Source organism: Microbacterium songi (assembly GCF_042747925.1).
Taxonomy (GTDB): domain Bacteria; phylum Actinomycetota; class Actinomycetes; order Actinomycetales; family Microbacteriaceae; genus Microbacterium.
In genome coordinates, this window is the sequence record NZ_JBHZIE010000001.1 from 386,098 (window position 1) to 413,097 (window position 27,000).

The following is a 27,000-nucleotide window of genomic DNA, read 5'->3' on the forward strand; positions in this document are numbered from 1 at the left end:
ACATGGCCGGTCGCGTCGGTGGCCGCGGTTAGGCTGGACGGCATGGACGCGGTCGCGACGGTGGGGGCGGTGGATGCGTCTTCCCGCGCCGGTGAGCCGTTCCCGTGGGCCGACGTCTGGGGGCAGGACGATGCCGTCGCCGCACTTCGGGGCGCAGCATCCGACGCCGCGGGCATGACGCACGCATGGCTCATCACCGGCCCGCCCGGCTCCGGCCGATCCACCCTGGCGTATGCCTTCGCCGCAGCGCTGATCGCCGACCCCGGCGACGAGCCGGCCATGCGGCAGGTTCTCGCAGGCACTCATCCCGACCTCACATCGCTGCGCACCGAGGGTGTCATCATCACCATCAAGGACGCGCGTGCTCTGGTCGAGCGGTCTTATTTCTCGCCGGCGATCGGGCGCTATCGCGTGATCGTGGTCGAAGACGCGGATCGCATGACCGAACGCACGTCCAACGTGCTCCTGAAGGCTCTCGAAGAGCCGCCCGAGCGCACCGTCTGGGTGCTTTGCGCTCCCAGCGACGCCGATCTGCTCCCGACGATCCGCTCGCGCGTGCGCGCCCTCCGGCTGCGCGAGCCCAGCGTCTCCGACGTGGCGGGTCTCATCATGCAGCGCACCGGCGTCGATGCCGCCGTCGCCGAGCAGTCGGCGCGGCACGCACAACGCCACATCGGTATGGCTCAGAGGCTGGCGACGGATGCCGCGGCCCGCGCGCGCCGCGACGACACACTCCGCGGAGTCCTGAGCGTCCGCAGCGTCGGCGACGCGGTCGACGTCGCAGGGCGGGTCGTGCAGGCGGCCACCGAGGATGCGAAGGCACTGACCGCCGAGCGTGACGAAGCGGAGCGCTCGAGCCTTTTGCGCACGGTCGGCGTCCCGGAGGGCGCCGCCGTGCCTCCGGCCGTCCGCTCCCAGGTCTCGGCCCTCGAGGACGATCAGAAGCGACGCGCAACGCGCAGCCTGCGCGACGGCATCGACCGCGTGCTCACCGACCTGCAGTCGCTGTTCCGCGACGTCGTCCTGCTGCAGTTCGGCCGTGACGACGGGCTGATCAACCGCGAGCTCGAGCCGGAGCTGCGGTCCCTGGCGGCTGCCTGGGCGCCCGCGCGCACCATGACGGTGCTCGATCAGATCTCCGAGACGCGCCGCAATCTCGAACAGAACGTCGCGCCCACCCTCGCACTCGAAAGCATGCTCGTGACCGTCGCGAGCGGAAGGACACCGTGACCAACGAATCGTCGCACCGCCCCCACCGTCTCGGCCGCACACGTCGCGGGGTGGCGGTCATCGCAGGCCTCGTCGCCGCGACGCTGGCCCTGTCGGGATGCCTCTATTCCCTCATCCCCGAGAGTGCGCCGACGTCGGCGTCCACCGCGAGCGCAGCCCCCGACACCGACGGCATTGACGCCGACCTGCTGCCGTTCTACGAGCAGACACTCGAGTGGACGTCGTGCGGGTCGGGCTTCGAGTGCACCGACGTGCGGGCTCCCCTCGATTGGTCCGATCCGGCCACGGGAGACGTCGCACTGTCGGTCATCCGGCACCGCGCGACCGGCACGGCGGAGGGCTCGCTGCTCACGAACCCCGGCGGCCCCGGAGCCAGCGGCGTCGCGCTCATCCGAGATTCCCTCTCCTTCGCCGTGGGCGATGCGCTGCAGCAGAACTACGACGTCATCGGGTTCGATCCTCGAGGGGTCGGCGAGTCCACGGCGGTGCGCTGCTTCGACGCGACCGAAATGGACGCCTACCTGTTCGACATCCCCGCGGATCCCCGGGGATCAGAGGCGTGGACCGCAGAGCTCGACAGCCGCAACCAGGCGTTCGCCGACGCGTGCGAGGCGAACAGTGACGGCATCCTGCCGTACATCACGACCGACAACGCCGCCCGCGACATGGATCTGCTCCGCGGCGTCCTCGGCGACAAGAAGCTGAACTACCTCGGCTACTCCTACGGCACATTCCTCGGCGCGACATACGCGAAGATCTTCCCGGAGCGCGTCGGCCGGCTCGTCCTCGACGGCGCGATCGACCCGTCGGTGTCGGGTCTCGACGTGAGCACCACGCAGGCGGTCGGGTTCGAGTCGGCCCTCCGCGCCTACATGTCCGACTGCTTGTCGGGGAGCGACTGTCCGTTCAGCGGCACGGTCGACGAGGCGATGGCCGACCTCGGCACGCTGCTCGCGAGCGTCGACAGGACGCCGATCAGCGCGTCCGATGGTCGCGAGCTCGGGGCCGACTCGCTCATGACGGCGATCATCGCTGCCCTCTACTCCCAGGACAGCTGGACCTACCTGACCACGGCGCTCTCGGACGTCCTGCAGGGCAACTCGGACGTGGCGTTCCAACTGGCGGACTTCTACTACGGGCGCAGCAACGGGCAGTACGACGACAACTCCACCGAGGCGTTCCGGGCCTACAACTGCATGGACTACCCCGACGACGCGACGCAGGAGCAGAAGGACGCCTCCGACGCGAAGATCGCGGCGGAGGCGCCGACGGTCGCTCCCTACTGGTCGGGCCCCGACGCCTGTGCGCAGTGGCCCTACCCTCCGACCGGAGTGCGCGAACCGATCGCCGCGGACGGCGCGGCACCGATCGTGGTCGTCGGCACCACCAACGACCCCGCCACGCCCTACGAGTGGTCGGTCTCGCTGGCCGATCAGCTGTCTTCGGGCGTCCTCGTCACGCGCGTCGGCGAGGGGCACACCGGCTACAACAAGGGCAATGCGTGCGTGGACGATGCGGTCGAGACGTACTTCCTCGACGGCACGGTCCCCGAGGACGGCCTGCGCTGCGAGTGAGGCGGGGGACGCTTCGCCCTCCGTTCCACCGGTTCGCGGGGTGTCCCGCGAACCTGTAGGATTGGTCATCGTGCAACGCGTGAGCGGGGCGCGCCGCCTTAGCTCAGTCGGCAGAGCATCTCACTCGTAATGAGAAGGTCGTCAGTTCGATTCTGACAGGCGGCTCGGTTTCAGAAGGGGTCGCGGACCGCGGCCCCTTCGCCGTATCCGGAGACGGGAGGCGCGATGTCGAACACGCTCGACGCGATCCTCGAGATCTTCGCGTGGGTGGGGCTCGGCGTCGGCATCGTGCTGGCGGTCCTCGCGCTCATCCTGCACCTCGCCGACGGTACCTGGATCTCGGTGAAAGCGGTGGTCGAAGACCTCGATGAAGAGGACGGGCCGACCCCCGACATCGCTCCGAACATCCAGGAGCACCGGCTGGTGGTGCGCTGGTTCGATCAGGACGGTGGGGTGAACCAGGCGCCCCTCACGCACGAGCAGCATGCGTTGCTCGGCAGCCGGGGGATGGTCGACATCTACACGAGGCGCGGGTGGACGAACCGCATGCGGGTGACGCCGGGCTCGCCGGCGGTGCGGGCGACGGTCCTGCTGGCGTCCGGGCTCTTCGCCGTGGGGATGGTCTCACTCGTCGTCTCCTGGATCGTTCTCTTCGCCCGCGGGTGACGTCGGGTCGAGGAGGCCTGCGCAGCTCACCTCACGGGCGGTGATCGAGAAAGTCGGATGGCGCGATGACTACTTGCTAGATAAGCTAGCTAAATGGATCATCCTCGTCACGGCCGCACGACCCCCGCGCGATGGCTGCGCATCGGCATCCCGGTGGTCCTTGTGCTGATCTGGCTCATCGGCGGATCGATCGGCGGTCCGTACTTCGGCAAGGTGGATGAGGTCGCATCGAACGACCAGTCCTCCTTCCTCCCGAGCAGCGCCGACGCGACACAGGTGAGTGAACGCCTCACGGACTTCCTCGGGGATGACAGCATCCCCGCCGTCGTCGTGGTGACGGGCACGGAGGCTCTCACCGACGCGCAGATCGCCGACATCCAGACACTGGCCGATGACGTGGCCGACGTGGAGGGTGTCCTGGAGGGCGTTTCGCCGCCGATCGTCTCCGAAGACGGGGAAGCGGTGCAGATCTTCGTGCCCCTTGATGCGAGCGGTGAGGTGCAGGAGAACGTCGATGCCGTGCGCGCGGTCGTGCAGGCCGAGGTGCCCGCGGGCCTGCAGGCGTGGGTGACGGGGCCCGCGGGGTTCACGGCAGACCTGGTCAAGGGCTTCACGGGGATCGACGGCATCCTGCTTTTGACGGCATTGGGCGCCGTGTTCATCATCCTGATCATCGTCTACCGGTCGCCGCTTCTGCCCGTCCTCGTGCTCCTGACATCTGTGTTCGCCCTCTGTGTGGCGCTGTTGACGGTGTGGTGGCTGGCGAAAGCCGAGGTCTTCGTCCTGAACGGGCAGGTGCAGGGGATCCTCTTCATCCTCGTGATCGGCGCCGCGACCGACTACGCACTGCTGTACGTCGCGCGATTCCGCGAAGCGATCGGGGACGGCGAGCGGCGGTGGGATGCCACCCTGCGTGCGTGGAAGGGCGCCTTCGAGCCGATCCTCGCCTCCGGCGGCACCGTCATCGCCGGCCTGCTCTGCCTCCTCCTCTCCGACCTCGCGACCAACAAGGCCCTCGGGCCGATCGCCTCGATCGGCATCGTCTTCGCGGTGCTGTCGGCGCTCACCTTCCTTCCCGCCCTTCTGGCACTGTTCGGCCGCGCGGCCTTCTGGCCCTTCGCTCCGAAGCACCCCATCGCGACGATCCCCGACGATCTCTCGAAGCCGGTCAAGGGTCTGTGGCCACGTCAGGCGCGGTTCGTCTCGCGGCATGCGCGGCCGATCTGGATCCTCTGCACGATCGTCCTCCTCGGCGCGTCCGTCGGTCTGACGCAGCTGAAGGCGGACGGCGTGCCCTCGAGCGATCTGGTGCTCGGCGCCTCCGAGGCGCGGGACGGGCAGCAGGTGCTGGCGGAGCACTTCCCCGGCGGTTCGGGCAGCCCCGTGTACGTCGTCGTGGCCGAAGGTGAGCTCGCCGGCGTCGTCGACGTGCTCGACAGCAGCTCCGGCGTCGATTCCGTGGCCGTGGCCTCCGAGGATTCGCCCACCGGACAGGCGACCGTCACCGTTCAAGACGGCACGCCGGTGTTCACTGCCGCAGGTCCTCCGGGAACTCCGGAACCCGCGCCGACCGTCTCGGACGGAGACGTTCTCGTGGTGGGTACTCTCACCGACACCGCGGACTCGGCGGCCGCCGAGCAGACGGTCCGCGACCTGAGGGTCACTCTGGCCGATCAGCTCGGCGACGGCACCGCATTGGTGGGCGGCGTGACGGCGACCGACGTCGACTCGAACGACACCGCGATCCGCGATCGCTCCGTCATCATCCCCGTGGTGCTCGTGGTCATCCTCCTGATCCTGATGCTGCTGCTCCGTGCGGTCCTCGCCCCCGTGCTGCTGATCGTCAGTGTGATCCTGTCCTTCGGCGCAGCACTCGGAGTGAGCGCCCTCGTGTTCGACCACGTGCTCGACTTCCCCGGGGCCGATCCCTCGGTTCCCCTCTACGGGTTCGTGTTCCTCGTCGCGCTGGGGGTGGACTACAACATCTTCCTGATGTCCCGGGTGCGCGAGGAGTCGCTCGCCCATGGCACGCGTCGCGGCATCCTGCGCGGGCTGGTCGCCACGGGGGGCGTGATCACGTCGGCCGGCCTGGTCCTCGCGGCCACGTTCGCCGCACTGGGTGTGATCCCCATCCTCTTCCTGGCGCAGCTGGCGTTCATCGTGGCGTTCGGCGTGCTGCTTGACACCTTCATCGTGCGCTCGCTGCTTGTCCCGGCGGCGGCCTACGACGTCGGTCGCGCGATCTGGTGGCCCTCGAAGCTCTCCCGGAACGAGGGGACGGATGCCGCGGCACCCGCTGTCCGTGTTCCGGTCGCGGCGGATCCCGTTGTGGAGGGAGCGACGGGGGATGACGTGCCCATGACGCGCGCCGACTATCGACGTACGCTCGATTCATGAGCCGCGCACTGTTCATCGTCGACGTCCAGAACGATTTCACCGAGCACGGGGCGCTCGGCGTCGACGGCGGGGACGCCGTCGCAGAACGCATCTCGCGTCACCTCGCGCAGCATGCCGGGGAGTACGCGGCGATCGCCGCGTCCCGTGACTGGCATCACGGAGAGGACGACAACGGCGGGCACTTCTCCGCGACCCCCGACTTCGTCGACACCTGGCCGGTGCACTGCGTCGCCGGCACGGCCGGTGCGGACTACGACGCGGTGTTCGACACGAGCGCGGTCACCCACCACCTCAAGAAGGGTCAGGGAAAGCCCGCATATTCGCTGTTCGAGGGCGTCGCCGACGACGGAACGACCGCCGCGCAGCTGCTGCGGGAGCACGGCATCCTCGACATCGACGTCGTGGGTCTCGCCACCGACTATTGCGTGCGCGCCTCGGCGCTGGATGCGGTGTCGCTCGGTCATCGGGTCCGCGTCTTCACCGACCTCATCGCCGGCGTGCACCCCGATTCGAGCGAGGCCGCGCTGGCAGAACTGGCCCATGCCGGGGTCGAGCTCGCCCGTTCCGGAGTCTGACCCGGGGGCCACCACCCCTCAGCAGTGCGCGTAGACGTGGGCCTTCTCGGAAGGCGGCACGAGATCGCGATCACGCAGTGTCGTCAGGCGCGGCGTCGACGCACGAGCGCACACGGATGCGAAGTCGCCCCGCAGGTCGTCGGCGTACTCGACATTCAGGACGTAGGCCCCGTACACGGAGGTGTAGTCCTCGCACTCCGCGAAGACGTCGCACTCCTCGGAGATCACGAAGTCGAAGCCGATGCGGTTCTTTCCGATGGCGGAGAGCTCGGCGGCGTTCTTCTGGCCCGCAGCGAGTCCGGCCTCGTGGGCGGCGCCCACCAGCATCGTCGCGAACTCGATCGCATCGTCCTCGGTCAGCAGCCCTCCGGAGCGGGTCCACGAGTCGAGATTGTCGAACTCGACGGCGGCGAAGCCCTTTTCTGCGCACGAATCGATCGTCGTCTGCAGACGGGCTGCGGCCGCGGATCGCCGTTCCGGGCTGGAGATGTCGATGAGGTCCTCATCCGGCCAGTTCGGGTCCACGATCGGCGCTCCATCGGCATCCCGCAGGATGAGGGAACTGTCCGCCGTCTCGCCGGGCTGCGTCTGGAAGCCGTTCACGTAGCAGATCGAGTAGATGCCCTCCATCGGCATCTCCGTGCTGTCCCGGACGACGATGGTGATGTCGTCCACGGGATCGTAGGCCCCGCCGAGTTGGTAGTCGAACGCCCCGGTGGTGGGAGGCGCGACGACGACGACGGGGGGAGGAGGGGAGGCGCTGCTCGTGGGGGGCGGCGGATCCGACGAGTCGGCTGGCGTCGCCCCGCACCCGGACAGCGCCAGGATGAGGACCACGGCGCACACGCCGGCGCGCAGGGGGCGAAGTTCGTTGATCATCATGGCGGTGGTGGGCCCGGAGGGGCTCGAACCCTCGACCCGCGGATTAAAAGTCCGATGCTCTGCCAACTGAGCTACAGGCCCGTATATCGAATCTACGGCATTTCCGGTCGCCGCTCGCACGAAAGACGGCACCGCCGACGACTCCTCGAGGAGTCGCCGGCGGTGCCGTCGGTCACCCCGGCGATGCCGGGGTCACGATCAGGAAGCCGGGGGCGTCAGGACCGTGTCGATGAGGTAGACGACCGCGTTCGCGGTCTGGACGCCACCGCAGATCACGGCAGAGGTGCCGTTGACCGTGAGGTTGTCGCCGCTGCCCTCGACCGTGAGGTCGCCGCCCTGGACGGTGGCGTGCGTGCCGACGATCTCGTCAGGCTGGATCATGCCGGGGACGACGTGGTACGTGAGGATGGACGTCAGCGTTGCCGAGTCGGTCTTCAGTGCCTCGATCGTCGCGGGGTCGATCTTCGCGAAGGCGTCGTCCACGGGTGCGAACACCGTGAAGTCGCCACCGTTCAGCGTGTCGACCAGGTTGACGTCGGGGTTGAGCCCACCCGAGACCGCAGCGGTCAGCGTGGTGAGGATCGGGTTGTTCGAGGCGGCGGTCGCCACCGGGTCGACGGCCATGCCGGCAACCGAGCCGCTGCCGTCCGGAACGGCCTCGGCGTACGCTGCGCAGCCGGAGCCGACCAGGTTGGCCGTGGGGTCCATCATCTCGGACGAGGCCGAGGCGGATGCCGAAGGCATCGGTGCTGCGGACGACTCTTCGGTCGTGGTTCCGCCGCTCGTGGCGCCCGAACATGCGCTGAGCGACAGCGCAGCGACGAATGCGAGCGAGATTCCTGCGGTGAGGCGAGTCTTGCGTGACATGGTGTTCCTCCTGTGTAGGTGGTCCGACTGGACCGCGAGTACCCCAGGTGCGGGGGCACCCGCTTGTTCCGGCGGGTACAACAGGTCTTCGGAGCCCCTCACGCATCGGATGGGATCGGATCGGAAGAAATGGGGATTGATGTTTCCTCGCGCGCGCGAGCGTCTTTCTGTACGAGACCGGATCGTGGCCACCCGTCAACCCCCGGCGTCGGATACACGCGCCCACAGGGGACTAGGGCATGCTGGGGACGTGGTTATCGACGGAGTGGACGTACGCGAAGACGGCGAGGCTGCCGTCGACCACGTCGCGGAGCTGCTCCAGCGGGTGGCCGGCGGAGACCAGGCCGCTTTCGCGAGGCTCTACGACATGCTCTCCTCCCGCGTGTTCGGGTTGATTCTGCGTGTGCTCGTCGACCGGTCGCAGAGCGAAGAAGTGCTGCAAGAGGTGTTTCTCGAGGTGTGGCAATCCGCCGCGAAGTTCGCTCCGAATAGAGGCCAAGGAAGGTCGTGGATACTCACGATGGCCCATCGTCGGGCAGTCGATCGCGTGCGATCGGCCCAAGCGAGCAGCGATCGTGATGTGCGAGTGGGCTTTCGCGATCTCGACGTCGCCCATGACAGCGTCGCCGAGCAGGTGGAACTGAAGATCGAGGGGGGACGCGTGGCCAAGGTGCTCTCGGCTCTCCCCGAGGCGCAGCGCGAAGCGCTGACGCTGGCTTACTACGGCGGTTACTCTCAGAGCGAGATCGCCGCGCTCGTGGGTGCTCCACTGGGGACCATCAAAACGAGAATGCGAGACGGGTTGTCTCGGATGCGTACGGAAATGGGGGTGCAGATGTGAACGAGCAGGAGTTCGCCGAATTGGCGGCAGGCCACGCCGTGAACGCTCTGTCTCCGGACGACGAGCAGGTGTTCCTCGCCGCGCTCGACGCACACCCCGAATGGGAGACGATCGTGCGAATGGATGCGGCGACAATTGTCGCCCTTGCCGACATGACGCACGACGTCGCACCGCCCCTCGCCTTGCGTGGCCGTCTGCTGTCGTTGATCGCCGCCACGCCTCAGCTCTCGACGGCGGACGCCTCGGCCGGCGATTCGACGCACGCTGCGAGGCGCGACGCTCCGGTCGCGGCGGCGACGCCCGTGAATGATGTCCGTCCGTCGCAGGACGATCCGGCGGACACCTCGCCGGGTCTCATGATCTCCACGGAGCCACCGACCGACACGCAGTCGATTCAGGCCGTCTCTCGAGCGCGCTGGACCCGAGGGCTCTTCGCGCTCGCCGCCTCGCTCGTGCTCCTGATCGCCCTCGGCTTCGGCGCCGCCTTCATCGGGCAGCAGCTCAACACACCGGCATCTGTGGTCGCGCTCAACCAGATCGAAGATGCGCCCGACGCCCAGACGGCTTCCATCGCTCTCGACGACGGCGCTCAGGGCACGGTGCACTGGTCGGAGTCCGTCGGCAAGACGGTCCTCGTCTCCGACGGATTGCCTGCGCTCACCTCGGATCAGCAGTTCGAACTCTGGTTCGTCCGCGACGGTGCGGCTGTTCCGGCCGGCGTGTTCGATGCTGCCGCCGGTGGCAGCGCGACCGCCCTCCTCGACGGAGAACTGCGCGACGGGGATGCGATCGCGGTCACCGTGGAGCCGCAGGGGGGTTCGCCGACAGGCCAGCCCAGCGGCGATCCGATCCTGGTGATCCCGACGGCCTAGTCCGGCGTGCCGCGCGGTCGCGCTAACGTGAGGCCGTGGCATCCGACCTTCCGGTAGTGGGGCAGTCGCCCGCGACGCTCGCCCATCTGCGGCGGGCACGCGACCTGATCGATCGGGAGTATGCGCAACCGCTCGACGTGCCGACCATGGCGCGGAGGGCTCTGATGTCGCCTGCGCATTTCTCCCGCGAGTTCCGTCTGGCGTACGGCGAGACGCCGTACGCCTATCTCATGACCCGGCGCATCGAGCGGGCGATGGCCCTCCTGCGGGCCGGGTCGACCGTCACGGATGCCTGTACCGCCGTCGGCGCGACATCTCTGGGATCCTTCAGCTCGACGTTCACGCAGCTCGCCGGCGAGACGCCGAGTGCGTATCGCGCGCGCTCCCACGATGCGGCGGAGGCGATGCCGTCGTGCATCTCGCGCGTGCTCGGACGGCCCACCCGGTTCGGCTGACGGGGCGGCGCGACGGGCGAAGGCATCGAGCAGGATCGGAGAAGCATCCGACCTTCGTCGGCCCTACCGTGGGAGCATGACCACCATCGCTCTGCGCTACTGCCCGATCACGGTCGACGACGTCGACGCCGCCATCGTCTTCTACCGGGACGCTCTCGGACTGGAGGAGCGCACCGACGTCGGTGCGGGAGATTTCCGCTGGGTGACGCTCGGCTTCCCCGGCCTGCCCGCCCCTGAGGTGGTGCTGTCCGCACCCGGGGCCGGTCGCTCGCCGGAGGACGGCGAGGCCGTTCATCGACTGCTGGCGAAAGGCGTGCTCGGTCTGATCGTCTTCAGCACCGACGACGTCGACGCGCTGTTCGAACGCGTCAGGGCCACCGGAGCCGAGGTGCTCCAGGAGCCGATCGACCAGGACTGGGGTCCGCGCGATTGCGCTTTCCGTGATCCTGCCGGTAATACGATCCGCGTCAACCAGACGGTCTGATCGGCCGCGCGGCGGACCCCCCGCGCGCCGCCCGACTAGCCTGGAAGGCATGAGCGATGACTCCCGGGAGTTCCACAAGCCGGTACGGCGCCCGGCAGAGCTCTTCGACCGTCTCTTCGCCGCAGAGGACCCGGCCGAAGTCTCTCGGGTGGCGCACAGCACCGCTCAGGCGCTGCTCGCGCGCGTGCGCGAGCAGCCGGAGAGCGGGGTGGTCGAGCGACTCGTCACCTTCACCGACCAGCACGGGATCGATGACATCGCCGAGCTGTGGTCACGATCGCCCGCCAGAAGTCTGCCGGGTGCGCTCTGGCGGCTGTATCTGCTGCAACTCATGATCCACGACGATCCTCAGACGGCAGCGCTGCTGTACGAGCGCGGGCAGCACGAGCTGGACTCGGTCGACCCCGTCGTGGCGGGGGCACCGACCCCGGCCGGGCCGGACGAACTCGTTGCGCTGATCGACATGATCCTTCGCGGACTCTTCCAGGGCGACTTCGCGGTCGCCCTCGATCGCGCTGCGGCGTTCAGCCGGGTGCAGGCGTCCGGTGCGACGCATCTCGCCGACGACTACGACGCCACCGAGTCCGAGCGTGCGTCGGCACTCACGACGCGCGCCCTGCGGCTCGCGACCTACGCCGCAGACCTGACGGCATCCGCCAACCTCTGGCGGCGCGACGCACTCACCTGAAGATCCACGTCCCTCCGCGACGAAACATCACTGTGGAGTGCCTGCACGAGAAGTGCCGGGCCGCAGAACGCCTCACGGCGCAGAGCCGCTCATAGCGGCAGAAGATGGAGCCCGGGGTTACTGCGGCCCGGCTGATCAAGTGTAACCGAGCCCCGCCGTGAGGCATTCCCCGGCCGCGGAATCCGCGCCGTAAGCTCGGCCTCATGGCTTTGCGTTTCGCCGTCCTGCTCGACCCCGCGGCATCCGATGATCCTCGTACGGATTTCCGCGACACCTTCACCCGAGTGGATCCGGGGGAGCCCGCACTCGAGCTCTCGGAGCTGAGCGCCCAGCGCGGCGACGGCGTCTTCGAGTCGATCGGAGTCGCTGACGGCCATCCGCAGGAGGTCGAGGCGCACCTGGAGCGTCTCGCCCACTCCGCTCTCCTGTGCGATCTTGCAGAGCCGCATCTCGGCCAGTGGCGTGCCGCAATCAGCGAGGTCGTCGCGCACGCCGGAGGGGGAGAGGCGGTCGTCAAACTGATCCTCAGCCGCGGACGGGACGACGGCCATGGGCCGACCGCGTGGGCGACCGTCTCTTCCGCCGCGGATTTCGCGCGCGTACGTGCCGAAGGCATCCGGGTCGTCACCCTCGATCGCGGAATCGACAGCGGAGCCGCAGGGCGCGCGCCCTGGCTGCTGCTCGGCGCGAAGACCCTGTCGTACGCGGTCAACATGGCGGCCCTCCGCGAGGCCCACCGGCGCGGAGCCGACGACGCGATCTTCGTATCGTCCGACGGGATCGTCCTGGAGGCCCCCACCGCCTCTGTCATCCTGCGCGTCGGCGAGACCTATGTCACCCCGGCCCCGCGCGGATCGATCCTGCACGGCACGACCCAGCTCAGCGTCTTCGCCTGGCTCGAGGAGCAGGGGAGTGCGACGGCCTACCGGGAGGTGCCCGCCTCGGCGCTCCCTCGAGCCGATGCCGCGTGGTTGGTCTCGAGCGTCCGGCTGGCGGCGCCGATCACGGCGATCGACGGGACTCCGCTCGCCGTGGACCACGGCTTCACGGACAGACTCAACGCGTATCTGCTGTCGCCGCGTGAGTGAACCGGATGCCCGTTCTCGGGTGCGGGTGGCCGCCCTCGCTGTCCTGGTCGTGGGTGCGGGCCTCGCCGTGCACCTCCGGCTGCCGGACTCGGCGGTCAGCGACATCGCCGGCGACGCGCTCTACGCCATGGTGGCGTTCCTGGCCGTCGTCTTCATCGCTCCACGTGTGCGTCCGTGGATCGCGGGGGCGATCGCGCTCGGGTGGTGCATGGCCGTGGAACTGTTCCAGCTGACGGGCGTGCCGCTGCAGGTGGGCGGGCTGATCACTCCGGCCGTGCTCGTCCTCGGCACGGTCTTCGACGCGCGCGACCTGCTCGTCTACGTCGTGACGGTCGCCCTCATGACAGGAGCGGATGCCGCGGCTCGCGGCATCCGCTCCTGAAGGAGTTCTGCGGGATCAGCCGAAGCGGCCCGAGACATAATCCTCCGTCGCCTGGACGGCGGGGGTGGTGAAGATCGAGGTGGTGTCGTTGTACTCGATGAGCTTCCCCGGCTTGCCGGTGCCCGCGATGTTGAAGAAGGCCGTCTTGTCGCTCACACGCGATGCCTGCTGCATGTTGTGCGTCACGATGACGATCGTGTAGTCCTGCTTGAGCTCCTCGATCAGCTCCTCGATCGCGTAGGTCGAGATCGGGTCGAGCGCCGAGCAGGGCTCGTCCATCAGGAGCACCTGCGGCGAGACCGCGATCGCGCGGGCGATGCACAGACGCTGCTGCTGCCCGCCCGAGAGGCCTGAACCCGGCTTGTCGAGACGGTCCTTGACCTCGTTCCAGAGGTTCGCACCCTGCAGTGAGCGCTCGACGAGGGCGTCCGCATCCGACTTCGAGATGCGCTTGTTGTTGAGTTTCACCCCGGCCAGGACGTTCTCCTTGATCGACATCGTCGGGAACGGGTTGGGGCGCTGGAACACCATGCCCACCTGGCGGCGGACGGCCACCGGGTCGACCCCGTGGCCGTAGAGGTCGTCGCCGTCGAGCAGGACCTCCCCCTCGACGCGGGCGCCGGGGATGACCTCGTGCATGCGGTTGAGGGTGCGGAGGAAGGTGGACTTGCCGCAACCCGACGGGCCGATGAAGGCCGTCACGCTGCGCGGCTCGATGGAGAGCGAGACACCCTCCACCGCGAGGAACTCGCTGTAGTAGACGTTGAGATCGTTGACTTCGATGCTTTTCGACATGAATTGATTCCTTCGGGATCGCGTCAGCGACCGGTCTTGGGCGAGAACACCTTAGCGATGAGCCGCGCGACGAGGTTGAGGACCATCACGATGACGATCAGCGTCAACGCGGCCGCCCACGCGCGGTCGGTGTAGAGCTCGGGGGGAATGCCCTGGTTGGCGTACTGCGTGTAGGTGTAGACGGGCAGCGTCTGCATGCGGCCGTCGAAGAGGTTGTAGTTCATGGAGTCGGTGAACCCGGCCGTGATCAGCAGCGGCGCGGTCTCGCCGATGACGCGGGAGATCGACAGCATGACACCGGTCGTGATGCCCGCAAGGGCCGTCGGCAGGACGACCTTCAGGATCGTGAGCCACTTCGGCACACCCAGGGCGAACGCGGCTTCCCGCAGCTCGTTGGGCACGAGGCGGAGCATCTCCTCGCTCGAGCGCACCACCACGGGGATCATGAGCACCGCCAGCGCGATGGCTCCCATGATGCCCAGGCGCACCCCCGGGCCGAGGAAGATCGCGAAGAGGGCGTACGCGAACAGGCCGGCGACGATCGAGGGGATACCCGTCATGACGTCCACGAAGAAGGTGATCGCGCGCGCCAGGCGCTTGCCCGCGCCGTACTCGACGAGGTACACAGACGTCATCAGCCCGATCGGGATGGAGATGATCGCGGCCGCACCGGTGATCAGGACCGTGCCGATGATCGCGTGCAGTGCACCGCCGCCGTCGCCGACGACGTTGCGCATCGACGAAGTGAAGAAGAGCGGATCGAACCGGGCGACACCGTTGGAGATCACGGTGTAGGCGACCGAGACGAGCGGCACCATCGCGATGAGGAACGCACCGGTGACGATGCCCGTGATCAGTCGGTCGGTCGCTTTGCGCGACCCCTCGACGATCGAGGATGTGATGTATATCGTGACGAGGTAGAGCAGCGCGCCGGTGATGATCCAGCCGGGGATGTTCAGTTCGCCGCCGCCGGCACCCGCGATGACGAGGAACACGCCGAGCATGGCGACCAGGGCCGCGCCGAGGAGCGTCCACGGCACCCAACGGGCCAGCTGTCCGCTGCGCAGGTTCTCGACCGGGCGATCGACGCGCACGTCCGGGGGAGCAGTGATGGTCATGTCAGTTCGCTCCCGAGAATTCCTTGCGACGGTTCACGATGAACCGCGCGATCGCGTTGACCGCGAAAGTGACGACGAACAGGATGAGCCCCGTGGCGATCAGCACGTTGATGTTGACGCCGTATGCCTCGGGGAAGGTGAGCGCGATGTTCGCCGCGATCGTCGACGGGTTGGTCGAGGTGAAGAGCTGGAAGGTCACCGTGCCGGTCGCCGAGAGGACCATGGCGACGGCCATCGTCTCACCGAGCGCGCGGCCGAGGCCCAGCATGGATGCCGACACGATTCCCGAGCGACCGAACGGGAGGACCGCGATGCGGATCATCTCCCAACGGGTGGCGCCGAGGGCGAGCGCCGCTTCTTCGTGGAGCTTGGGGGTCTGCAGGAAGATCTCGCGGCAGATCGCGGTGATGATGGGGACGACCATCACGGCGAGCACGATGGACGCGGTGAAGATGGTGCGCCCCGTTGCGGAGATGTCTCCCGAGAACAGCGGGAACCAGCCCGCGTTCTGGTTGAGCCAGTTGTAGACGGGCTGCACGGCGGGCGCCAGCACGAGGATGCCCCAGAGGCCGAAGACGACCGACGGGACGGCTGCCAGCAGATCGACGATGTAGCCGAGGCCCTGCGCGATGCGCCGCGGGGCGTAGTGCGTGATGAACAGGGCCACGCCGAGGGACAGGGGCACCGCCATGATCAGGGCGAGCAGTGCTGCCCAGATGGTGCCGAACAGAAGCGGACCGACGTAGCCCCAGAAGTTGTCGGACAGCAGTGACGCCTGGGCGCTGTCGGCGCCGAGTGCGGGGATGGACTGGATGACCAGGAAGAACGCGACCGCAGCCAGGGTCGCGAGGATCATCGAGCCGGCGAAGAGAGCGGTGCCGGAGAACCAGAGGTCTCCGGGGCGCTGCTTCGGCTTGGGCTTGACCTCGGGAACCCGCGGCTCGGGTGGCGCGGTGGTCGATGTCATATTCGGGTGTCCCTCGGTTCCGTAGCGGGGCCGGCGGGGTGGTTACTTGATCGCGTCCACTGCGGTGACGGCCTTCTCGCGGAGCGTGTCCGAGATCGGGGCGCTGCCGGCGTTCGTCGCCGATGCTTCCTGGCCGGCCTCGCTGATCGCCGTGGTCATGAAGCCCTTGACGAGCTCGGCTGCAGCGGCGTCGCCGTAGGTGGCGCAGCCGATGAGGTAGCTGACCAGGACCACCGGGTAGGCACCGGCCTCGGTCGTGGTGCGGTCGATCTTGATCGCCAGGTCGGTGGCTGCACGGCCCTCTTCGAACGGCGACGCGTCCACCGCGATGGCTGCGCCCTCGGCGGAGTGGCCGACGAAGTCCTCGCCCACCTTGACGTTCACCGACGAGAAGCCCTCGGCCTGCGAGGAGTCGATGTAGCCGATCGTGCCCTGGCCGCCCTTGACCGCGTTCGCGACCCCGGACGTGCCCTGAGCGGCTTCGCCACCCTGGATGGGCCATTCCTCGACAGCTCCGGCCGTCCACACATCGGTGGCGTTGGCGGAGAGGTAATCGGTGAAGTTCTGCGTCGTGCCCGACTTGTCGGAGCGGTGCACGGGCGTGATCGCCGAGGACGGCAGGGTGACGCCCGAGTTGGTCGCCGCGATGGCCGGGTCGTTCCACGTCGTGATGGTGCCGGCGAAGATGCCGGCGATCGTGGCCGCGTCGAGGTCGAGGGTCTCGACGCCGTCGATGTTGAAGACGATCGCGATCGGGGAGACGTAGGCGGGGATCTCGACGAGGTCGGAATCGGCGGCACAAGCCTCGAACGGACCGGCGGTGATCTCGTCGGTCTTGAATGCGCGGTCGGAACCGGCGAACTGGACGGCGCCGGACTGGAACGACTCGCGGCCGGTGCCCGAGCCCTGCGGGTCGTAGTTGACCGTCACGTCGGGGTTCGACGTCTGGAAGGCGGAGGTCCACGACTGGACCGCGACCTGCTGCGAGGTGGCGCCCGAGCCGTTCAACGTTCCGGAGAGTCCGGTGACGGCGGAGCTGTCGGAGGAGGGAGCGGCGGCGCCGCCGCCCTCGTTGGATGCGCAACCTGCAAGAGCGAGGGCCGCAACGGCCGCGACTGCGCCCAGCTGGGCGAAGCGAGAGATCTTCACTGTGAATCCTTCACATGTCGGGAAAAGCCCGGTGCAGGGCTCGTCCTGAAACGTACGGAAAGACTCTTAAGCGATCGGGCTGGGAAGGTGAACGGCAGGTGAACGCTGCACGGTCAGACGGGGCGGCCGGCAGACGGACTCTCGCGTCAGACCTGGGGTTCGTGCGTCTCGATCGCGACGATGCCCGACCCCGGGTTCGACGCGGAGAGGTGCACCACCGAGAAGGCGCCGAGCTCCAGCGCGGATGCGCTGCCCAGGTAGGACCCGCGCAGGGTGCCCGTCGCCAGCGCGAGCTCGGCGAGCAGGTCGGGCAGGACGGGGCCGTGCGTGCAGATGACGGCGGCCTTCCCCGAACGCACGCGTTTGCCGATGACGGTGCGCGCATCCGCCCGCCCCTCCTCCCACAGGTCCTGGCTGACCAGAGGCGAGCGGTGGACCTTCCTGCCCAGGTGGGCGGCGAGCGGCGTGACGGTCGCGATGCAGCGGACCGCGTCGCTCGAGATGATCTTGCGCACGCCGAAGGCGGCCAGCGGGCCGACGATCGCCTTGGCCTGCTTCGCACCTCGATCCGTCAGCGGGCGCGCGGCATCCGTGCCCTTCCAGTCCTCCCGCGCGCGCGCTTTCGTGTGGCGCAGCACGATGATCGGGAAGGTGGCGAGCACGCGGTCGTCCACGAAGCGCAGGAAGTTCTCGAGGATCTCGACGTCGACGGGGTAGCTCAGGTAGGCGAGTGCCTTCTTCGGGCTGACCCATTCCAGGGCGGCGATCTCGCGATTGGGCTTGAACACCGACGCGCGGATGGCGTCCTCGGTGACTTCGGCCGCCCAGTAGTGCACGATCTTCTGCCGCTTGCTGGGCATGCGGTAGCGCGAGACGCCGACGGGGATGCCCAGACGGACACGGATGCCCGTCTCTTCGAAGATCTCGCGGACGGCGGTCTCTGCGAGCGTCTCTCCCGGATCGACCTTGCCTTTGGGGAGCGTGACGTCCACGTAGGCGGTGCGGTGGATCACCAGGATCATCAGCTTGCCCTCGACGACCCGCCACAGGACGCCGCCCGCCGCGTACACGGCGGTGTCGGTCATCGCGCCGCCCGCGTGCGACGACGCCGTTGCACGCTCGCCATGGTGCGGTCCTGGATGTCGACGAGCGGCTTGCCGTCGTCCCCCACGCTGTGGCGCGTCCATTCACCGTCGGTGCCCAGCCACCAGGAGCTGGTCGTGTCGGCCATCGCCAGCTCGAACAGGTCGGTCAGCTCCTTGATGTGCGCGGGCGCGATCACCCGCACGAGAGCCTCCACGCGCCGGTCGAGGTTGCGGTGCATCATGTCGGCGCTGCCGATGAAGATCTGCGGATCGCCGTCGTTGTCGAAGGCGAAGATGCGCGAGTGCTCCAGATAGCGACCCAGGATGCTGCGGACGGTGATGTTCTCGCTCATCCCCTCGACGCCGGGCTTCAGCGAGCAGATGCCGCGCACCCAGACGTCCACCCGGACGCCTGCCTGGCTCGCCCGGTACAGGGCGTCGATGATCTCCTCGTCGACCATCGAGTTGACCTTGATGCGGATGTGGGCGGGCTTGCCCTCGAGCGCATGCTTGCGCTCCTTGTCGATCTGGCGGAGCAGACCTTTGCGCAGATGCAGCGGCGCGACCAGGAGGCGCTTGAACTTCTTCTCAATGGCGTAGCCGCTGAGCTCGTTGAACAGTCGGGTCAGGTCCTTACCCACCTGGCCGTCGGTGGTGAACAGCCCGAAGTCCTCGTAGATGCGGCTCGTCTTCGGGTTGTAGTTGCCCGTCCCGATGTGGCTGTAGTGGCGCAGCACGCCGTTCTCCTCGCGGATGACGAGCGCGAGCTTGCAGTGCGTCTTCAATCCGACGAGCCCGTAGACCACGTGCACGCCGGCCTTCTCGAGCTTGCGCGCCCAGACGATGTTCGCAGCCTCGTCGAAGCGGGCCTTGACCTCGACTAGCGCCAGCACCTGCTTGCCGGCCTCGGCGGCGTCGATCAGCGCCTGGACGATGGGGCTGTCTCCCGACGTCCGGTAGAGCGTCTGCTTGATGGCGAGGACGTGCGGGTCTTTCGCGGCCTGCTCGAGGAAGGCCTGGACGCTCGTCGCGAAGGACTCGTACGGGTGGTGCACGAGGACGTCGCCGGCACGGATGGCCTTGAAGATGTCGGCGCGGCCGTTCTGCTCGGCGGGCTGGAACGCCACCGCCGTGGTCGGGACGTGCGGCGGGTACTTCAGGTCGGGACGGTCGATGCGTCCGAGCTCGAACAGTCCGCGGAGGTCGAGCGGGCCGGGGAGCCGGTACACCTCCTGCTCGGTGATCGTCAGCTCGTTGATGAGCAGACTGAGCGTGACGTCGTCCATGTCCTCGGTCACCTCGAGGCGGATGGGGGGTCCGAAGCGGCGCCGCAGCAGCTCCGCCTCGAGGGCCTGGATGAGGTTCTCGGTCTCGTCCTCCTCGATCACGACGTCTTCGTTGCGGGTCAGTCGGAAGGCGTGGTGATCGAGGATCTCCATCCCCGGGAACAGGTCGCCCAGGTGATTCGAGATGAGGTCCTCCAGCGGGAGGAAGCGCACGGTCTTGCCGTCGCGCGGAACCTCGACGAGGCGGGGGAGCATCGGCGGAACCTTGAGACGCGCGAACTCCTGCCGGCCCGTCTTGGCGTTGCGGATGCGGATCGCGAGATTCAGCGACAGTCCGGAGATGTACGGGAACGGATGCGCGGGGTCGACCGCGAGCGGCATCAGCACGGGGAACACCTGAGCCTGGAAGTAGTCGGTCAACCGCGTCTGCTCGTCCTCGGACAGAGCATCCCACGACATCACCTCGATACCGGAGCTCGCCAGATCGGGCCGTACCATCCGGGTCCAGACGTCGGCATGCCGTTCCTGCAGGCGATGAGCCTCGCCCGAGATGTCGGTGAGCACGTCCTGGGGCGCGCGCCCGACGTTCGTGGGCACGGCGAGGCCGGTGACGATGCGACGTTTCAGGCCCGCGACGCGCACCATGAAGAACTCGTCGAGGTTGCTGGCGAAGATCGCCAGGAAGTTCGCGCGTTCCAGCACGGGAAGCCGGGGATCTTCGGCGAGTTCCAGGACGCGCTGGTTGAACGAGAGCCACGCGACTTCGCGATCGAGGTAGCGGTTCTCGGGGAGTTGCGAGTCGAAGACCTCGACGGCGGCATCGAAGTCGTCGTCGTCCGCATCGCCGAATCCGGCGTCGAGCACGTCCTGTTCGATCATCCCCTCATCATTGCAGGGTGACGTGTCCGTGCGTGTACGCGATCGTCAGGAGCGCGAACCCGCAGTGGGCAGCTGGTCGTCCTCGTACACGTTGAACCGGTAGCCCACGTTGCGAACGGTGCCGATGAGCTGCTCGAGGTCGCCGAGTTTGGCCCGCAGGCGACGCACATGCACGTCCACGGTCCGCGTCCCGCCGAAGTAGTCGTAGCCCCAGACCTCGCTCAGCAGCTGCTCCCGGGTGAACACGCGGGAGGGATGCGTGGCGAAGAAATGCAGCAGCTGGAACTCCTTGTAGGTGAGATCGAGGGGCTTGCCGTGCACCTTCGCCGAGTAGGAGGACTCATCGATCGTGATGCCCGAGGTCTGGATGCGGGTCGAGACCTGCTCCTTCGTCATCCGTCCGATCGCCAGACGCACGCGGGCGTCCACTTCGGCGGGCCCGGCGGTCACGAGGATGACGTCGTCCACTCCCCAGTCGGTCGACACCGCCGTCAGGCCGCCCTCGGTCACCACGAGGACGAGCGGGGCGTCGAGCCCCGTCGTGTTCAGGATCTTGCAGAGCGACTTCGCTCCGACCAGGTCGATGCGCGCGTCGACGAAGATCACGTCGGCGCTGGGGGCGTTCACGAGCTGCGCCGGTTCGGCGGGGATCTGGCGCACGCGGTGGCTGAGCAGCTCGAGCGAGGGCAGGACGGGGCCGCCTCCGTGCGTGGAGCTCAGAACCAGAAGCTGTGCCAAGACATCATCCTTCGAGCGCAATCGGGCGCGCCGTCGACCCAGTTTAGGGTGTGACCGAGTTTAGAGGGTGACCGCTCCCCTCCGCGGGTGTCGTCCTCCGTGCCGGACCGGGGGTGGCTAATCGCCCGTGATGAAGGAGAATAGCTCCGTGGCCACGCCCGAACTGACCCCCCGTACCGCTTTCGGCGGCGTCGTCGCGGTGTGGATCGCCGCGGTCGTCACCGCCCTCGCCGTCGGAGTCTTCGTGCCGCCCGACTGGCGCGCTGCGTGGCTCATCCTCGGCCTGGGGGGATGCGTGATCCTCGGCTTCGTCATCCAGCTCGCCGGTGGGCGCTCTCACGGGTTCACGGAACGGGTGGCCGCGAGTGCGCTCGGCGCCCTCCTGGTGATGGGTGTCATCAGCGCGGGGTTCGGCCTCGCCGCGATCGTTCCCGGCTGAGCGCGATAAGGTTGTGGCATGGATCTCGTCGCGCTGGAACTCTTCTACGTCGGACTTCTCGTCCTCGCATCTCTCGCGATCTTCTTCATCGCCGGCGTCGTCCTGAAGAACCTCTACCGCGGCCAGCGCTGACGGTCCGCGGCATGTTCGATTTGCCGACCGATCTCCCCGCGGAACTGGTTCCCCTCTCCTGGCTCATCGGGGTCTGGGAGGGCACCGGCGTCATCGATTACGACGTGGCCGACACGCACTATGCGGGCGAGTTCGCCCACCGTGTCAGCTTCAGCCACGATGGCGGCTCCTTCCTGAACTACGCCGCCAGCGCCTGGCTTCTGCACGGCGACGGCGAGGACCGCACGCGCACGCCGCTCGTGTCGGAGATGGGCTACTGGCGGCTCTCCATCCCCGCCGGCGAGGGAGATGCGGGGCCGGCATTGTTGCCCGCCCTCGCGGACGAGCCCGTCCGAACCGTGGACGACATCGAAGCGCTGCGCAACGCCGAGGGCGGTTTCGACATCGAGGCCCTGCTCGTGCACTCCGACGGGGTGAGCGAGCTCTACCTCGGTCAGGTGCGCGGTCCGCGCATCGACATCGCGACCGACTACGTGATGCGCACCGCGGGCTCGAAGCCCTACGCCGCCGCGTCCCGGTTGTATGGACTCGTCGACAACCATCTCCTCTGGGCCTGGGACATCGCGGCCCTCGGCCAGGAACTCGGGTCACACGCCTCCGCCCGCCTGGCGAAGGCCGAGTGATGGACGACTTCCTCACCCGCCTTCCGGGAGCTGTCGTCGATGACGCCGGACTCCAGCACCTGGGGAATCCGCTTGGCGAGCAGCGCGCGCTCTCCGTCGGTCGGTCGGTCGCCGTCCTCGGAGACCGGCGAGTTCTCGCGGTGACGGGCGAGGACCGCCTGTCGTGGCTCGATTCCCTGACATCGCAGGCGCTCACCCGTCTCGCGCCGGGAGTCAGCACCGAGCTGCTGGTGCTCGACCCCCAGGGTCGCGTGGAGCACACGGCATCCGTCCTCGACGACGGTGAGACCACGTGGCTCATCGTGGACGCCGGCGACGCCGCCGGGCTCTTGACGTGGCTCACGCGCATGCGGTTCCGTCTCCGGGTGGTTCCTCGCGATGCCGGCGACGAGTTCACGGTGGTGGGCGGCACGTCCGCGGCGATCGAGGCCTTCGTCGGGAACAGCGGGGACCACACCGCGCGGGTGGTCTGGCACGACCCCTGGCCGCAGATCTCGACCGGCGGGTACGGCTACGCAGCGGTAGAGCCGCACCCGGGCTCCGACCGGGACTGGTCCGAACTGCTGGTGCCGCGGGCGACCCTCGAGCAGATGGTGGATGCCGCGACCCGGGACGGGCTCGGGATGGCCGGCCTGATCGCCGTCGATGCGCTGCGCGTCGCCGCGTGGCGCCCGCGCTGGAGCACCGAAGTGGACGAACGCGCCCTCCCGCACGAATACGACTGGCTCCGCACGGCGGTGCACCTGAGCAAGGGCTGTTACCGCGGTCAGGAGACCGTGGCGAAGGTGCACAACCTCGGCCACCCCCCGAGGCGCATCGTGGCGCTGCAGCTCGACGGCAGCGGCAGTCGCCTTCCCGTCCGCGGGGCGGCCGTCCGCGTGGGCGCAGACGACGTGGGCGTCATCACCTCGGCCGCGCTGCACTACGAGGACGGGCCGATCGCCCTGGCCGTGGTGAAGCGCAGCACCCCCACCGACGCCGACCTCGTGGTCGACGGCGAGGACGGGCCGATCGCCGCCGCGCAGGAGGTCATCGTCCCGCCGGAGGCCGGCGCGACGGCGTCGGTCCCGCGCATCCCGCGCCTGGGTCGTCGCACTCCGGCACGATGAGCGACGGGGCGCCGTCCCCGCACACCGCGGTCGTGCCGACCGGCTGGCGCACGCGGTTCGACGTGCGGCCGGGCCTGCGTCGCATGCACGGCTCGGCGAACGCGATCATCCAGATCGTCGTCGCCGCGACGGCGGCGTTCGCCTTCGCCCATTACGTCCTGGGCCACGCGACTCCGCTGATCGCGGCGACGGTGACCATCTCGAGCCTCGGCCTGGTCCGAGATGCCCGGCCCCGTCGAGTGCTGGAGACCGTCATCGGCATGCTCGTGGGCATCCTCGTCGCCGAGCTCCTGCTGTTCACCATCGGCAGCGGGTGGTGGCAGCTCGCCCTCGCTCTCGCACTCACCCTCATGATCGCGCGCTTCCTGTCCCCGCAGCCCGCTTTCGCGATCGCGGCCGCGATCCAGTCGCTGATCGTGCTGATCCTGCCTGCACAGGTCGGCGCGCCTTTCACCCGCCTGGCGGACGGTCTGGTGGGTGGCGTCGCGGCTCTCCTCGTGACCGCGCTCGTGCCGCGCAATCCCCGCGCGCCCGAGCTCCGAGACGCCCGCGCGGTCTTCGACGCCGTGCACGCGGCCGTCGAGACCATGATCCAGGCGCTTCGCCGGGGTGACCGGATCCGGGCCGAGCGCGGACTCGAGAAGGCGCGCGGTATCCAGCCCCTGTTCGAGGAGTGGCGCGTGTCCCTCGAGTCCGGTCTCGCGATCGCGCGCATCTCGCCCTTCCTGCGCCGCCAGCGCACCGAGCTGGAACGGCACGAGAGGGTCCGCTCGTCGATGGATTATGCGATCCGCAACCTGCGGGTCGTGGGGCGCCGCGCCGTGTACCAGAGCGACGACCGGATGCCGCGTCCGGTGGCCGCCGACCTGCTGAGCGACATGCTCCGTGGCCTGGATCTGCTGGAGGCGTCGCTCGAGGACATCTCCCTGGAACCGGCGGCCCGCGAGGCGCTCCTCGTCGTCGCGGGGATGCTCGACCCGCGCACCCTCATGCCCGACGGTTCGCTCGGCGACCACAATCTGATCGCCGCGATGCGCCCCCTGGTCGTCGACCTCCTGGCCGCATCGGGCATGCCGGCGGACCAGGCGCGCGCGGCGGTGCCTCGGATCTAGTCCGGGGCCACCGCGCGCCAGTCGACCGTGATCTCGCCGAGACGCCAGCGGCCGGGCTCGAGAACCAGCCAGCCGTCGTCACGTAGAGCTCGCACGGCCCCCTGCCAGCGCTGCGACGCGCCGAAGGTGGACAGGGGCGCCGCGGCATCCCACGCCCGGTCGAGGGCGACGAAGAAGCCGTGCACCCGCCGGCCGGGGACGTTGTGGTGGATGAGCGCTTTGGGCAGCCGCTCGGCCGCGATGGACGGATGCTGCAGTTCGGCGAGTCGGAGAGAGACCGTGAGCGTCCGCGGCGAGGCGTCGGCCCCGATCGCCAGCCACGTGCACACGCGACCGATCTCGTCGCAGGTGCCTTCGACCAGAAGGCCGCCGGGGCTGAGCCGCGCGGCCATCCGCGCCCAGGCATCGGCGACCTCCGCGGGATCGTACTGACGGAGCACGTTCATCGCCCGGATCAGGACCGGCCGACGCCCCGCGGTCATCGGCACCTCGAAGCCGCCGAATCCGAACGAGACCCGCGCGTCCGGTGAGAACGGTCGTCCGCCCGCTCGAACCGCGTCCAGCTGCTCGTCGGCCCGCACGACCCGCGCACGCTCGATCTCCAGGCCGCGGACCTCCACGTCGGGGCGCACGCGCGCGAGCCGGGCGTGCAGCTCGAGCGTCGTGACGGCGCTCGCCCCGAATCCGAGATCCACCACCAGTGGATCGATCGCGCGCACGAGTTCCGGGCGGCGGGCGATCCACCGATCGACACGTCGCAGGCGGTTCGTGCCGGTCGTCCCGCGGGTCACGTGACCGGCGGCGGAGGGGCGGGCGACCATGACGCCATGATGTCAGCCGCGCCCCGACATCCGCTGGGCATCTGCTCGGCAGGCGAGCCGACGGCGGTCACCCGCCCTCGGTATCATGGCGGCATGACCGCGCCCCACACGTTGATCCTGCTCCGCCACGGCCAGAGCGAATGGAACGAACTGAACCTCTTCACCGGCTGGGTGGACGTCCGTCTGACCGAGCAGGGCAAGGCCGAGGCCCGCCGAGGCGGCGAGCTTCTGGCCGAAGCGGGGCTGCACCCCGACGTGCTCTACACCTCCGTGCTGAGCCGCGCGATCCAGACCGCGAACATCGCGCTGGACGCCGCTGACCGGCTCTGGATCCCCGTCAAGCGCACGTGGCGGCTCAACGAGCGCCACTACGGCGCTCTGCAGGGCAAGGACAAGGCGCAGACGCTCGCCGAGTTCGGGCAGGACCAGTTCATGCTGTGGCGTCGGTCGTTCGACGTACCGCCGCCGCCTCTCGACGACGACAGCGAATTCAGCCAGGTCGGCGACCCGCGCTACGCCGGGATCGACGGCGAGGTCCCGCGCACCGAGTCGCTCAAGCTCGTCATCGACCGCCTGCTGCCCTACTGGGAGAGCGACATCACCGAAGACCTCAAGGCCGGCAAGACCGTGCTGGTCACGGCGCACGGCAACTCGCTCCGCGCGGTCGTCAAGCACCTGGAGGGCATCAGCGACGCCGACATCGCCGAGGTGAACATCCCCACGGGCATCCCGCTCGTCTATCAGCTCGACGACAACCTCGTGCCGCTCGGCCCGGGGGAGTACCTCGACCCCGAGGCCGCTGCCGCGGGCGCCGCGGCGGTCGCATCGCAGGGAAAGAAGTAGGTCGGTCCGTACAACGCGGAAGAGCGGATGCCTCGTCGCGAGGCATCCGCTCTTCTCATGGTGTGCGGAGCTGATCAGGTGCGGACCTGATCAGGCGCGGAGCCCGTCAGATCGACGGGCTCGAGACCGTCTCGGCTCGGTTCTCGTCTGCGGTCCAGTCGCCCGTGGCCAGGTAGACCACCTTCTTCGCGACGGAGACCGCGTGGTCGGCGAAGCGCTCGTGGTAGCGGCTCGCGAGCGTGGCGTCGACGGTCGCGCCCGTCTCGCCCTGCCAGCTGTCGCTGAGCACCTTCTCGAACACGCTGACATGCAGATCGTCGATCGCGTCGTCGTCGTTGCGGATCTCTTCGGCCAGCTCGAGGTCCTGGGTCTTCAAGAGCTCGGTGAGCTTGTGGGCCACGGCGACGTCGAGCTCGCCCATCTTCGTGAAGGTGCCCTTGAGCCCCTTCGGGATGGCGCGCTCAGGGAAGCGCATGCGCGTCAGCTGGGCGATGTGCTCGGCGATGTCGCCCATGCGCTCGAGCGAGGCGCTCACCCGGAGGGCAGTGACCACGACGCGCAGGTCGCGGGCGACCGGCTGCTGACGGGCGAGGATCTCGATGGCGAGCTCGTCGAGCGCGACGGCCTTCTCGTCGATGATGCTGTCGTCGGCGATGACCTCTTCAGCCAGGGCCACGTCGCTCGTGCCGAAGGCGCGGGTGGCCTTGTCGATCGCGATCGTGACCAGCTCCGAGATCTCGACCAGTCGAGCCTGCACGTCTTCGAGTGTCTGATGGAATAGTTCGCGCATGGTGCGGCACCTCTCCTGTTGCGCGGGCACGCGTGAGTCACGCGATCGGCGGATATCGCCAGCGCGATTGTCGTCAGGGAAGGTTAACGAACGGTGCCGCGAGAGTGAATAGT

28 protein-coding genes and 2 tRNA genes are annotated in these 27,000 nt (G+C 68.6%); 18 read left to right on the top strand and 12 right to left on the bottom strand.

Going from position 1 to position 27,000, the window contains the following annotated elements; translation table 11 throughout:
• Positions 1-42: 42 nt before the first annotated feature.
• From ACFM35_RS02000 to ACFM35_RS02025, 6 genes are all read left to right on the top strand, one after another.
• Positions 43-1,230 (top strand): DNA polymerase III subunit delta', encoded by a 1,188-nt coding sequence (locus tag ACFM35_RS02000; protein WP_378837690.1) that lies wholly within the window; start codon positions 43-45, stop codon positions 1,228-1,230.
• Positions 1,227-2,804, top strand: coding sequence for an alpha/beta hydrolase (locus ACFM35_RS02005; protein WP_378837693.1), 1,578 nt, complete (start codon positions 1,227-1,229; stop codon positions 2,802-2,804). The genes ACFM35_RS02000 and ACFM35_RS02005 overlap by 4 nt, the downstream gene beginning before the upstream one ends.
• 92 nt (positions 2,805-2,896) lie before the next feature.
• Positions 2,897-2,969, top strand: a tRNA-Thr gene (locus ACFM35_RS02010).
• A gap of 60 nt (positions 2,970-3,029) precedes the next feature.
• Positions 3,030-3,470, top strand: coding sequence for a hypothetical protein (locus ACFM35_RS02015; protein ID WP_378837695.1), 441 nt, complete (start codon positions 3,030-3,032; stop codon positions 3,468-3,470).
• 93 nt (positions 3,471-3,563) lie between these two features.
• A complete protein-coding gene (locus ACFM35_RS02020) occupies positions 3,564-5,867 on the top strand; it encodes an MMPL family transporter (RefSeq protein WP_378837697.1) in 2,304 nt (767 codons plus the stop codon).
• The gene (locus ACFM35_RS02025; protein WP_378837699.1) at positions 5,864-6,442 is read left to right on the top strand and encodes an isochorismatase family protein; all 579 of its coding nucleotides are present in this window, start codon (positions 5,864-5,866) and stop codon (positions 6,440-6,442) included. Before ACFM35_RS02020 ends, ACFM35_RS02025 begins: the two co-directional genes overlap by 4 nt.
• Before the next feature lie 18 nt (positions 6,443-6,460).
• Here ACFM35_RS02025 and ACFM35_RS02030 read toward each other — a convergent pair whose 3' ends face one another.
• The 3 genes from ACFM35_RS02030 to ACFM35_RS02040 all read right to left on the bottom strand — a co-directional run bounded on the left by ACFM35_RS02030 (position 6,461) and on the right by ACFM35_RS02040 (position 8,191).
• Entirely contained in the window at positions 6,461-7,324 is an 864-nt protein-coding gene (locus tag ACFM35_RS02030) for an endo alpha-1,4 polygalactosaminidase (RefSeq protein ID WP_378837701.1), read from the bottom strand.
• Positions 7,325-7,329: 5 nt separating this feature from the next.
• Positions 7,330-7,405 (bottom strand) — tRNA-Lys (locus ACFM35_RS02035).
• A gap of 117 nt (positions 7,406-7,522) precedes the next feature.
• Positions 7,523-8,191 carry a fasciclin domain-containing protein gene (locus ACFM35_RS02040; RefSeq protein ID WP_378837703.1) on the bottom strand — a complete coding sequence of 223 codons (669 nt, stop codon included), beginning with the start codon at positions 8,189-8,191 and terminating at the stop codon, positions 7,523-7,525.
• Positions 8,192-8,441: 250 nt separating this feature from the next.
• Here ACFM35_RS02040 and sigK point away from each other — a divergent pair, with 250 nt between their 5' ends.
• The 7 genes from sigK to ACFM35_RS02075 all read left to right on the top strand — a co-directional run bounded on the left by sigK (position 8,442) and on the right by ACFM35_RS02075 (position 13,001).
• A complete protein-coding gene (sigK, locus tag ACFM35_RS02045; protein WP_378837710.1) occupies positions 8,442-9,032 on the top strand; it encodes an ECF RNA polymerase sigma factor SigK in 591 nt (196 codons plus the stop codon).
• Complete coding sequence (locus ACFM35_RS02050; RefSeq protein ID WP_378837712.1) at positions 9,029-9,904, top strand: anti-sigma factor; 876 nt, start codon at positions 9,029-9,031, stop codon at positions 9,902-9,904. Before sigK ends, ACFM35_RS02050 begins: the two co-directional genes overlap by 4 nt.
• Before the next feature lie 35 nt (positions 9,905-9,939).
• Positions 9,940-10,359: a helix-turn-helix transcriptional regulator gene (locus ACFM35_RS02055; RefSeq protein ID WP_378837715.1), complete on the top strand. Its 420-nt coding sequence runs from the start codon at positions 9,940-9,942 to the stop codon at positions 10,357-10,359.
• Between the two features lie 76 nt (positions 10,360-10,435).
• A complete protein-coding gene (locus ACFM35_RS02060) occupies positions 10,436-10,843 on the top strand; it encodes a VOC family protein (protein WP_378837718.1) in 408 nt (135 codons plus the stop codon).
• A 49-nt stretch (positions 10,844-10,892) separates the two neighbouring features.
• Entirely contained in the window at positions 10,893-11,531 is a 639-nt protein-coding gene (locus tag ACFM35_RS02065; protein ID WP_378837720.1) for a DNA-directed RNA polymerase subunit beta, read from the top strand.
• Between the two features lie 203 nt (positions 11,532-11,734).
• Complete coding sequence (locus ACFM35_RS02070; RefSeq protein ID WP_378837723.1) at positions 11,735-12,619, top strand: aminodeoxychorismate lyase; 885 nt, start codon at positions 11,735-11,737, stop codon at positions 12,617-12,619.
• Positions 12,612-13,001 carry a ribosomal maturation YjgA family protein gene (locus tag ACFM35_RS02075; protein WP_378837725.1) on the top strand — a complete coding sequence of 130 codons (390 nt, stop codon included), beginning with the start codon at positions 12,612-12,614 and terminating at the stop codon, positions 12,999-13,001. Before ACFM35_RS02070 ends, ACFM35_RS02075 begins: the two co-directional genes overlap by 8 nt.
• Before the next feature lie 15 nt (positions 13,002-13,016).
• Here the strand turns inward: ACFM35_RS02075 and pstB are convergent, their stop codons facing one another.
• From pstB to ACFM35_RS02110, 7 genes are all read right to left on the bottom strand, one after another.
• Positions 13,017-13,796: a phosphate ABC transporter ATP-binding protein PstB gene (gene pstB / locus ACFM35_RS02080; RefSeq protein WP_378837728.1), complete on the bottom strand. Its 780-nt coding sequence runs from the start codon at positions 13,794-13,796 to the stop codon at positions 13,017-13,019.
• A gap of 23 nt (positions 13,797-13,819) precedes the next feature.
• A complete protein-coding gene (pstA, locus tag ACFM35_RS02085) occupies positions 13,820-14,914 on the bottom strand; it encodes a phosphate ABC transporter permease PstA (protein ID WP_378837730.1) in 1,095 nt (364 codons plus the stop codon).
• A 1-nt stretch (position 14,915) separates the two neighbouring features.
• Positions 14,916-15,881, bottom strand: coding sequence for a phosphate ABC transporter permease subunit PstC (pstC, locus tag ACFM35_RS02090; RefSeq protein ID WP_378837733.1), 966 nt, complete (start codon positions 15,879-15,881; stop codon positions 14,916-14,918).
• 42 nt (positions 15,882-15,923) lie between these two features.
• Positions 15,924-17,030, bottom strand: a complete 1,107-nt coding sequence (gene pstS, locus ACFM35_RS02095) for a phosphate ABC transporter substrate-binding protein PstS (protein WP_378837736.1) — start codon at positions 17,028-17,030, stop codon at positions 15,924-15,926.
• A gap of 146 nt (positions 17,031-17,176) precedes the next feature.
• On the bottom strand, positions 17,177-18,115 hold the full coding sequence (locus ACFM35_RS02100; protein WP_378837738.1) for an NUDIX hydrolase: 939 nt from the start codon (positions 18,113-18,115) through the stop codon (positions 17,177-17,179).
• Positions 18,112-20,280 (bottom strand): RNA degradosome polyphosphate kinase, encoded by a 2,169-nt coding sequence (locus tag ACFM35_RS02105; RefSeq protein WP_378837740.1) that lies wholly within the window; start codon positions 20,278-20,280, stop codon positions 18,112-18,114. Before ACFM35_RS02105 ends, ACFM35_RS02100 begins: the two co-directional genes overlap by 4 nt.
• A 45-nt stretch (positions 20,281-20,325) precedes the next feature.
• Positions 20,326-21,018, bottom strand: a complete 693-nt coding sequence (locus tag ACFM35_RS02110) for a winged helix-turn-helix domain-containing protein (protein WP_378837743.1) — start codon at positions 21,016-21,018, stop codon at positions 20,326-20,328.
• Positions 21,019-21,166: 148 nt separating this feature from the next.
• Here ACFM35_RS02110 and ACFM35_RS02115 point away from each other — a divergent pair, with 148 nt between their 5' ends.
• From ACFM35_RS02115 to ACFM35_RS02130, 4 genes are all read left to right on the top strand, one after another.
• A complete protein-coding gene (locus tag ACFM35_RS02115; protein ID WP_378837746.1) occupies positions 21,167-21,457 on the top strand; it encodes a hypothetical protein in 291 nt (96 codons plus the stop codon).
• A 143-nt stretch (positions 21,458-21,600) separates the two neighbouring features.
• Positions 21,601-22,212: a nitrobindin family protein gene (locus ACFM35_RS02120; RefSeq protein ID WP_378837749.1), complete on the top strand. Its 612-nt coding sequence runs from the start codon at positions 21,601-21,603 to the stop codon at positions 22,210-22,212.
• A complete protein-coding gene (ygfZ, locus tag ACFM35_RS02125) occupies positions 22,212-23,321 on the top strand; it encodes a CAF17-like 4Fe-4S cluster assembly/insertion protein YgfZ (RefSeq protein WP_378837751.1) in 1,110 nt (369 codons plus the stop codon). The genes ACFM35_RS02120 and ygfZ overlap by 1 nt, the downstream gene beginning before the upstream one ends.
• Positions 23,318-24,433, top strand: coding sequence for an FUSC family protein (locus ACFM35_RS02130; protein ID WP_378837754.1), 1,116 nt, complete (start codon positions 23,318-23,320; stop codon positions 24,431-24,433). The genes ygfZ and ACFM35_RS02130 overlap by 4 nt, the downstream gene beginning before the upstream one ends.
• Here ACFM35_RS02130 and ACFM35_RS02135 read toward each other — a convergent pair.
• Complete coding sequence (locus tag ACFM35_RS02135) at positions 24,430-25,254, bottom strand: class I SAM-dependent methyltransferase (RefSeq protein ID WP_378837756.1); 825 nt, start codon at positions 25,252-25,254, stop codon at positions 24,430-24,432. The two genes, ACFM35_RS02130 and ACFM35_RS02135, sit on opposite strands and share 4 nt — an antisense overlap.
• Before the next feature lie 93 nt (positions 25,255-25,347).
• Here ACFM35_RS02135 and ACFM35_RS02140 point away from each other — a divergent pair, with 93 nt between their 5' ends.
• Entirely contained in the window at positions 25,348-26,097 is a 750-nt protein-coding gene (locus ACFM35_RS02140) for a phosphoglyceromutase (RefSeq protein ID WP_378837758.1), read from the top strand.
• A gap of 106 nt (positions 26,098-26,203) precedes the next feature.
• Here the strand turns inward: ACFM35_RS02140 and phoU are convergent, their stop codons facing one another.
• Positions 26,204-26,887, bottom strand: coding sequence for a phosphate signaling complex protein PhoU (phoU, locus tag ACFM35_RS02145; protein WP_378837761.1), 684 nt, complete (start codon positions 26,885-26,887; stop codon positions 26,204-26,206).
• Positions 26,888-27,000: the final 113 nt, after the last annotated feature.

Excerpts from the sequence above, each read along its gene's own strand:
- ACFM35_RS02000 (WP_378837690.1), top strand. The coding sequence starts at position 43 with ATGGACGCGGTCGCGACGGTGGGGGCGGTGGATGCGTCTTCCCGCGCC.
- ACFM35_RS02015 (WP_378837695.1), top strand. The coding sequence starts at position 3,030 with ATGTCGAACACGCTCGACGCGATCCTCGAGATCTTCGCGTGGGTGGGG.
- ACFM35_RS02020 (WP_378837697.1), top strand. The coding sequence starts at position 3,564 with ATGGATCATCCTCGTCACGGCCGCACGACCCCCGCGCGATGGCTGCGC.
- ACFM35_RS02025 (WP_378837699.1), top strand. The coding sequence starts at position 5,864 with ATGAGCCGCGCACTGTTCATCGTCGACGTCCAGAACGATTTCACCGAG.
- ACFM35_RS02030 (WP_378837701.1), bottom strand. The coding sequence starts at position 7,324 with ATGATGATCAACGAACTTCGCCCCCTGCGCGCCGGCGTGTGCGCCGTG.
- ACFM35_RS02040 (WP_378837703.1), bottom strand. The coding sequence starts at position 8,191 with ATGTCACGCAAGACTCGCCTCACCGCAGGAATCTCGCTCGCATTCGTC.
- ACFM35_RS02060 (WP_378837718.1), top strand. The coding sequence starts at position 10,436 with ATGACCACCATCGCTCTGCGCTACTGCCCGATCACGGTCGACGACGTC.
- ACFM35_RS02065 (WP_378837720.1), top strand. The coding sequence starts at position 10,893 with ATGAGCGATGACTCCCGGGAGTTCCACAAGCCGGTACGGCGCCCGGCA.
- ACFM35_RS02070 (WP_378837723.1), top strand. The coding sequence starts at position 11,735 with ATGGCTTTGCGTTTCGCCGTCCTGCTCGACCCCGCGGCATCCGATGAT.
- pstB (WP_378837728.1), bottom strand. The coding sequence starts at position 13,796 with ATGTCGAAAAGCATCGAAGTCAACGATCTCAACGTCTACTACAGCGAG.
- pstA (WP_378837730.1), bottom strand. The coding sequence starts at position 14,914 with ATGACCATCACTGCTCCCCCGGACGTGCGCGTCGATCGCCCGGTCGAG.
- pstC (WP_378837733.1), bottom strand. The coding sequence starts at position 15,881 with ATGACATCGACCACCGCGCCACCCGAGCCGCGGGTTCCCGAGGTCAAG.
- ACFM35_RS02100 (WP_378837738.1), bottom strand. The coding sequence starts at position 18,115 with ATGACCGACACCGCCGTGTACGCGGCGGGCGGCGTCCTGTGGCGGGTC.
- ACFM35_RS02105 (WP_378837740.1), bottom strand. The coding sequence starts at position 20,280 with ATGATCGAACAGGACGTGCTCGACGCCGGATTCGGCGATGCGGACGAC.
- ACFM35_RS02120 (WP_378837749.1), top strand. The coding sequence starts at position 21,601 with ATGTTCGATTTGCCGACCGATCTCCCCGCGGAACTGGTTCCCCTCTCC.
- ygfZ (WP_378837751.1), top strand. The coding sequence starts at position 22,212 with ATGGACGACTTCCTCACCCGCCTTCCGGGAGCTGTCGTCGATGACGCC.
- ACFM35_RS02130 (WP_378837754.1), top strand. The coding sequence starts at position 23,318 with ATGAGCGACGGGGCGCCGTCCCCGCACACCGCGGTCGTGCCGACCGGC.
- ACFM35_RS02135 (WP_378837756.1), bottom strand. The coding sequence starts at position 25,254 with ATGGTCGCCCGCCCCTCCGCCGCCGGTCACGTGACCCGCGGGACGACC.
- ACFM35_RS02140 (WP_378837758.1), top strand. The coding sequence starts at position 25,348 with ATGACCGCGCCCCACACGTTGATCCTGCTCCGCCACGGCCAGAGCGAA.
- phoU (WP_378837761.1), bottom strand. The coding sequence starts at position 26,887 with ATGCGCGAACTATTCCATCAGACACTCGAAGACGTGCAGGCTCGACTG.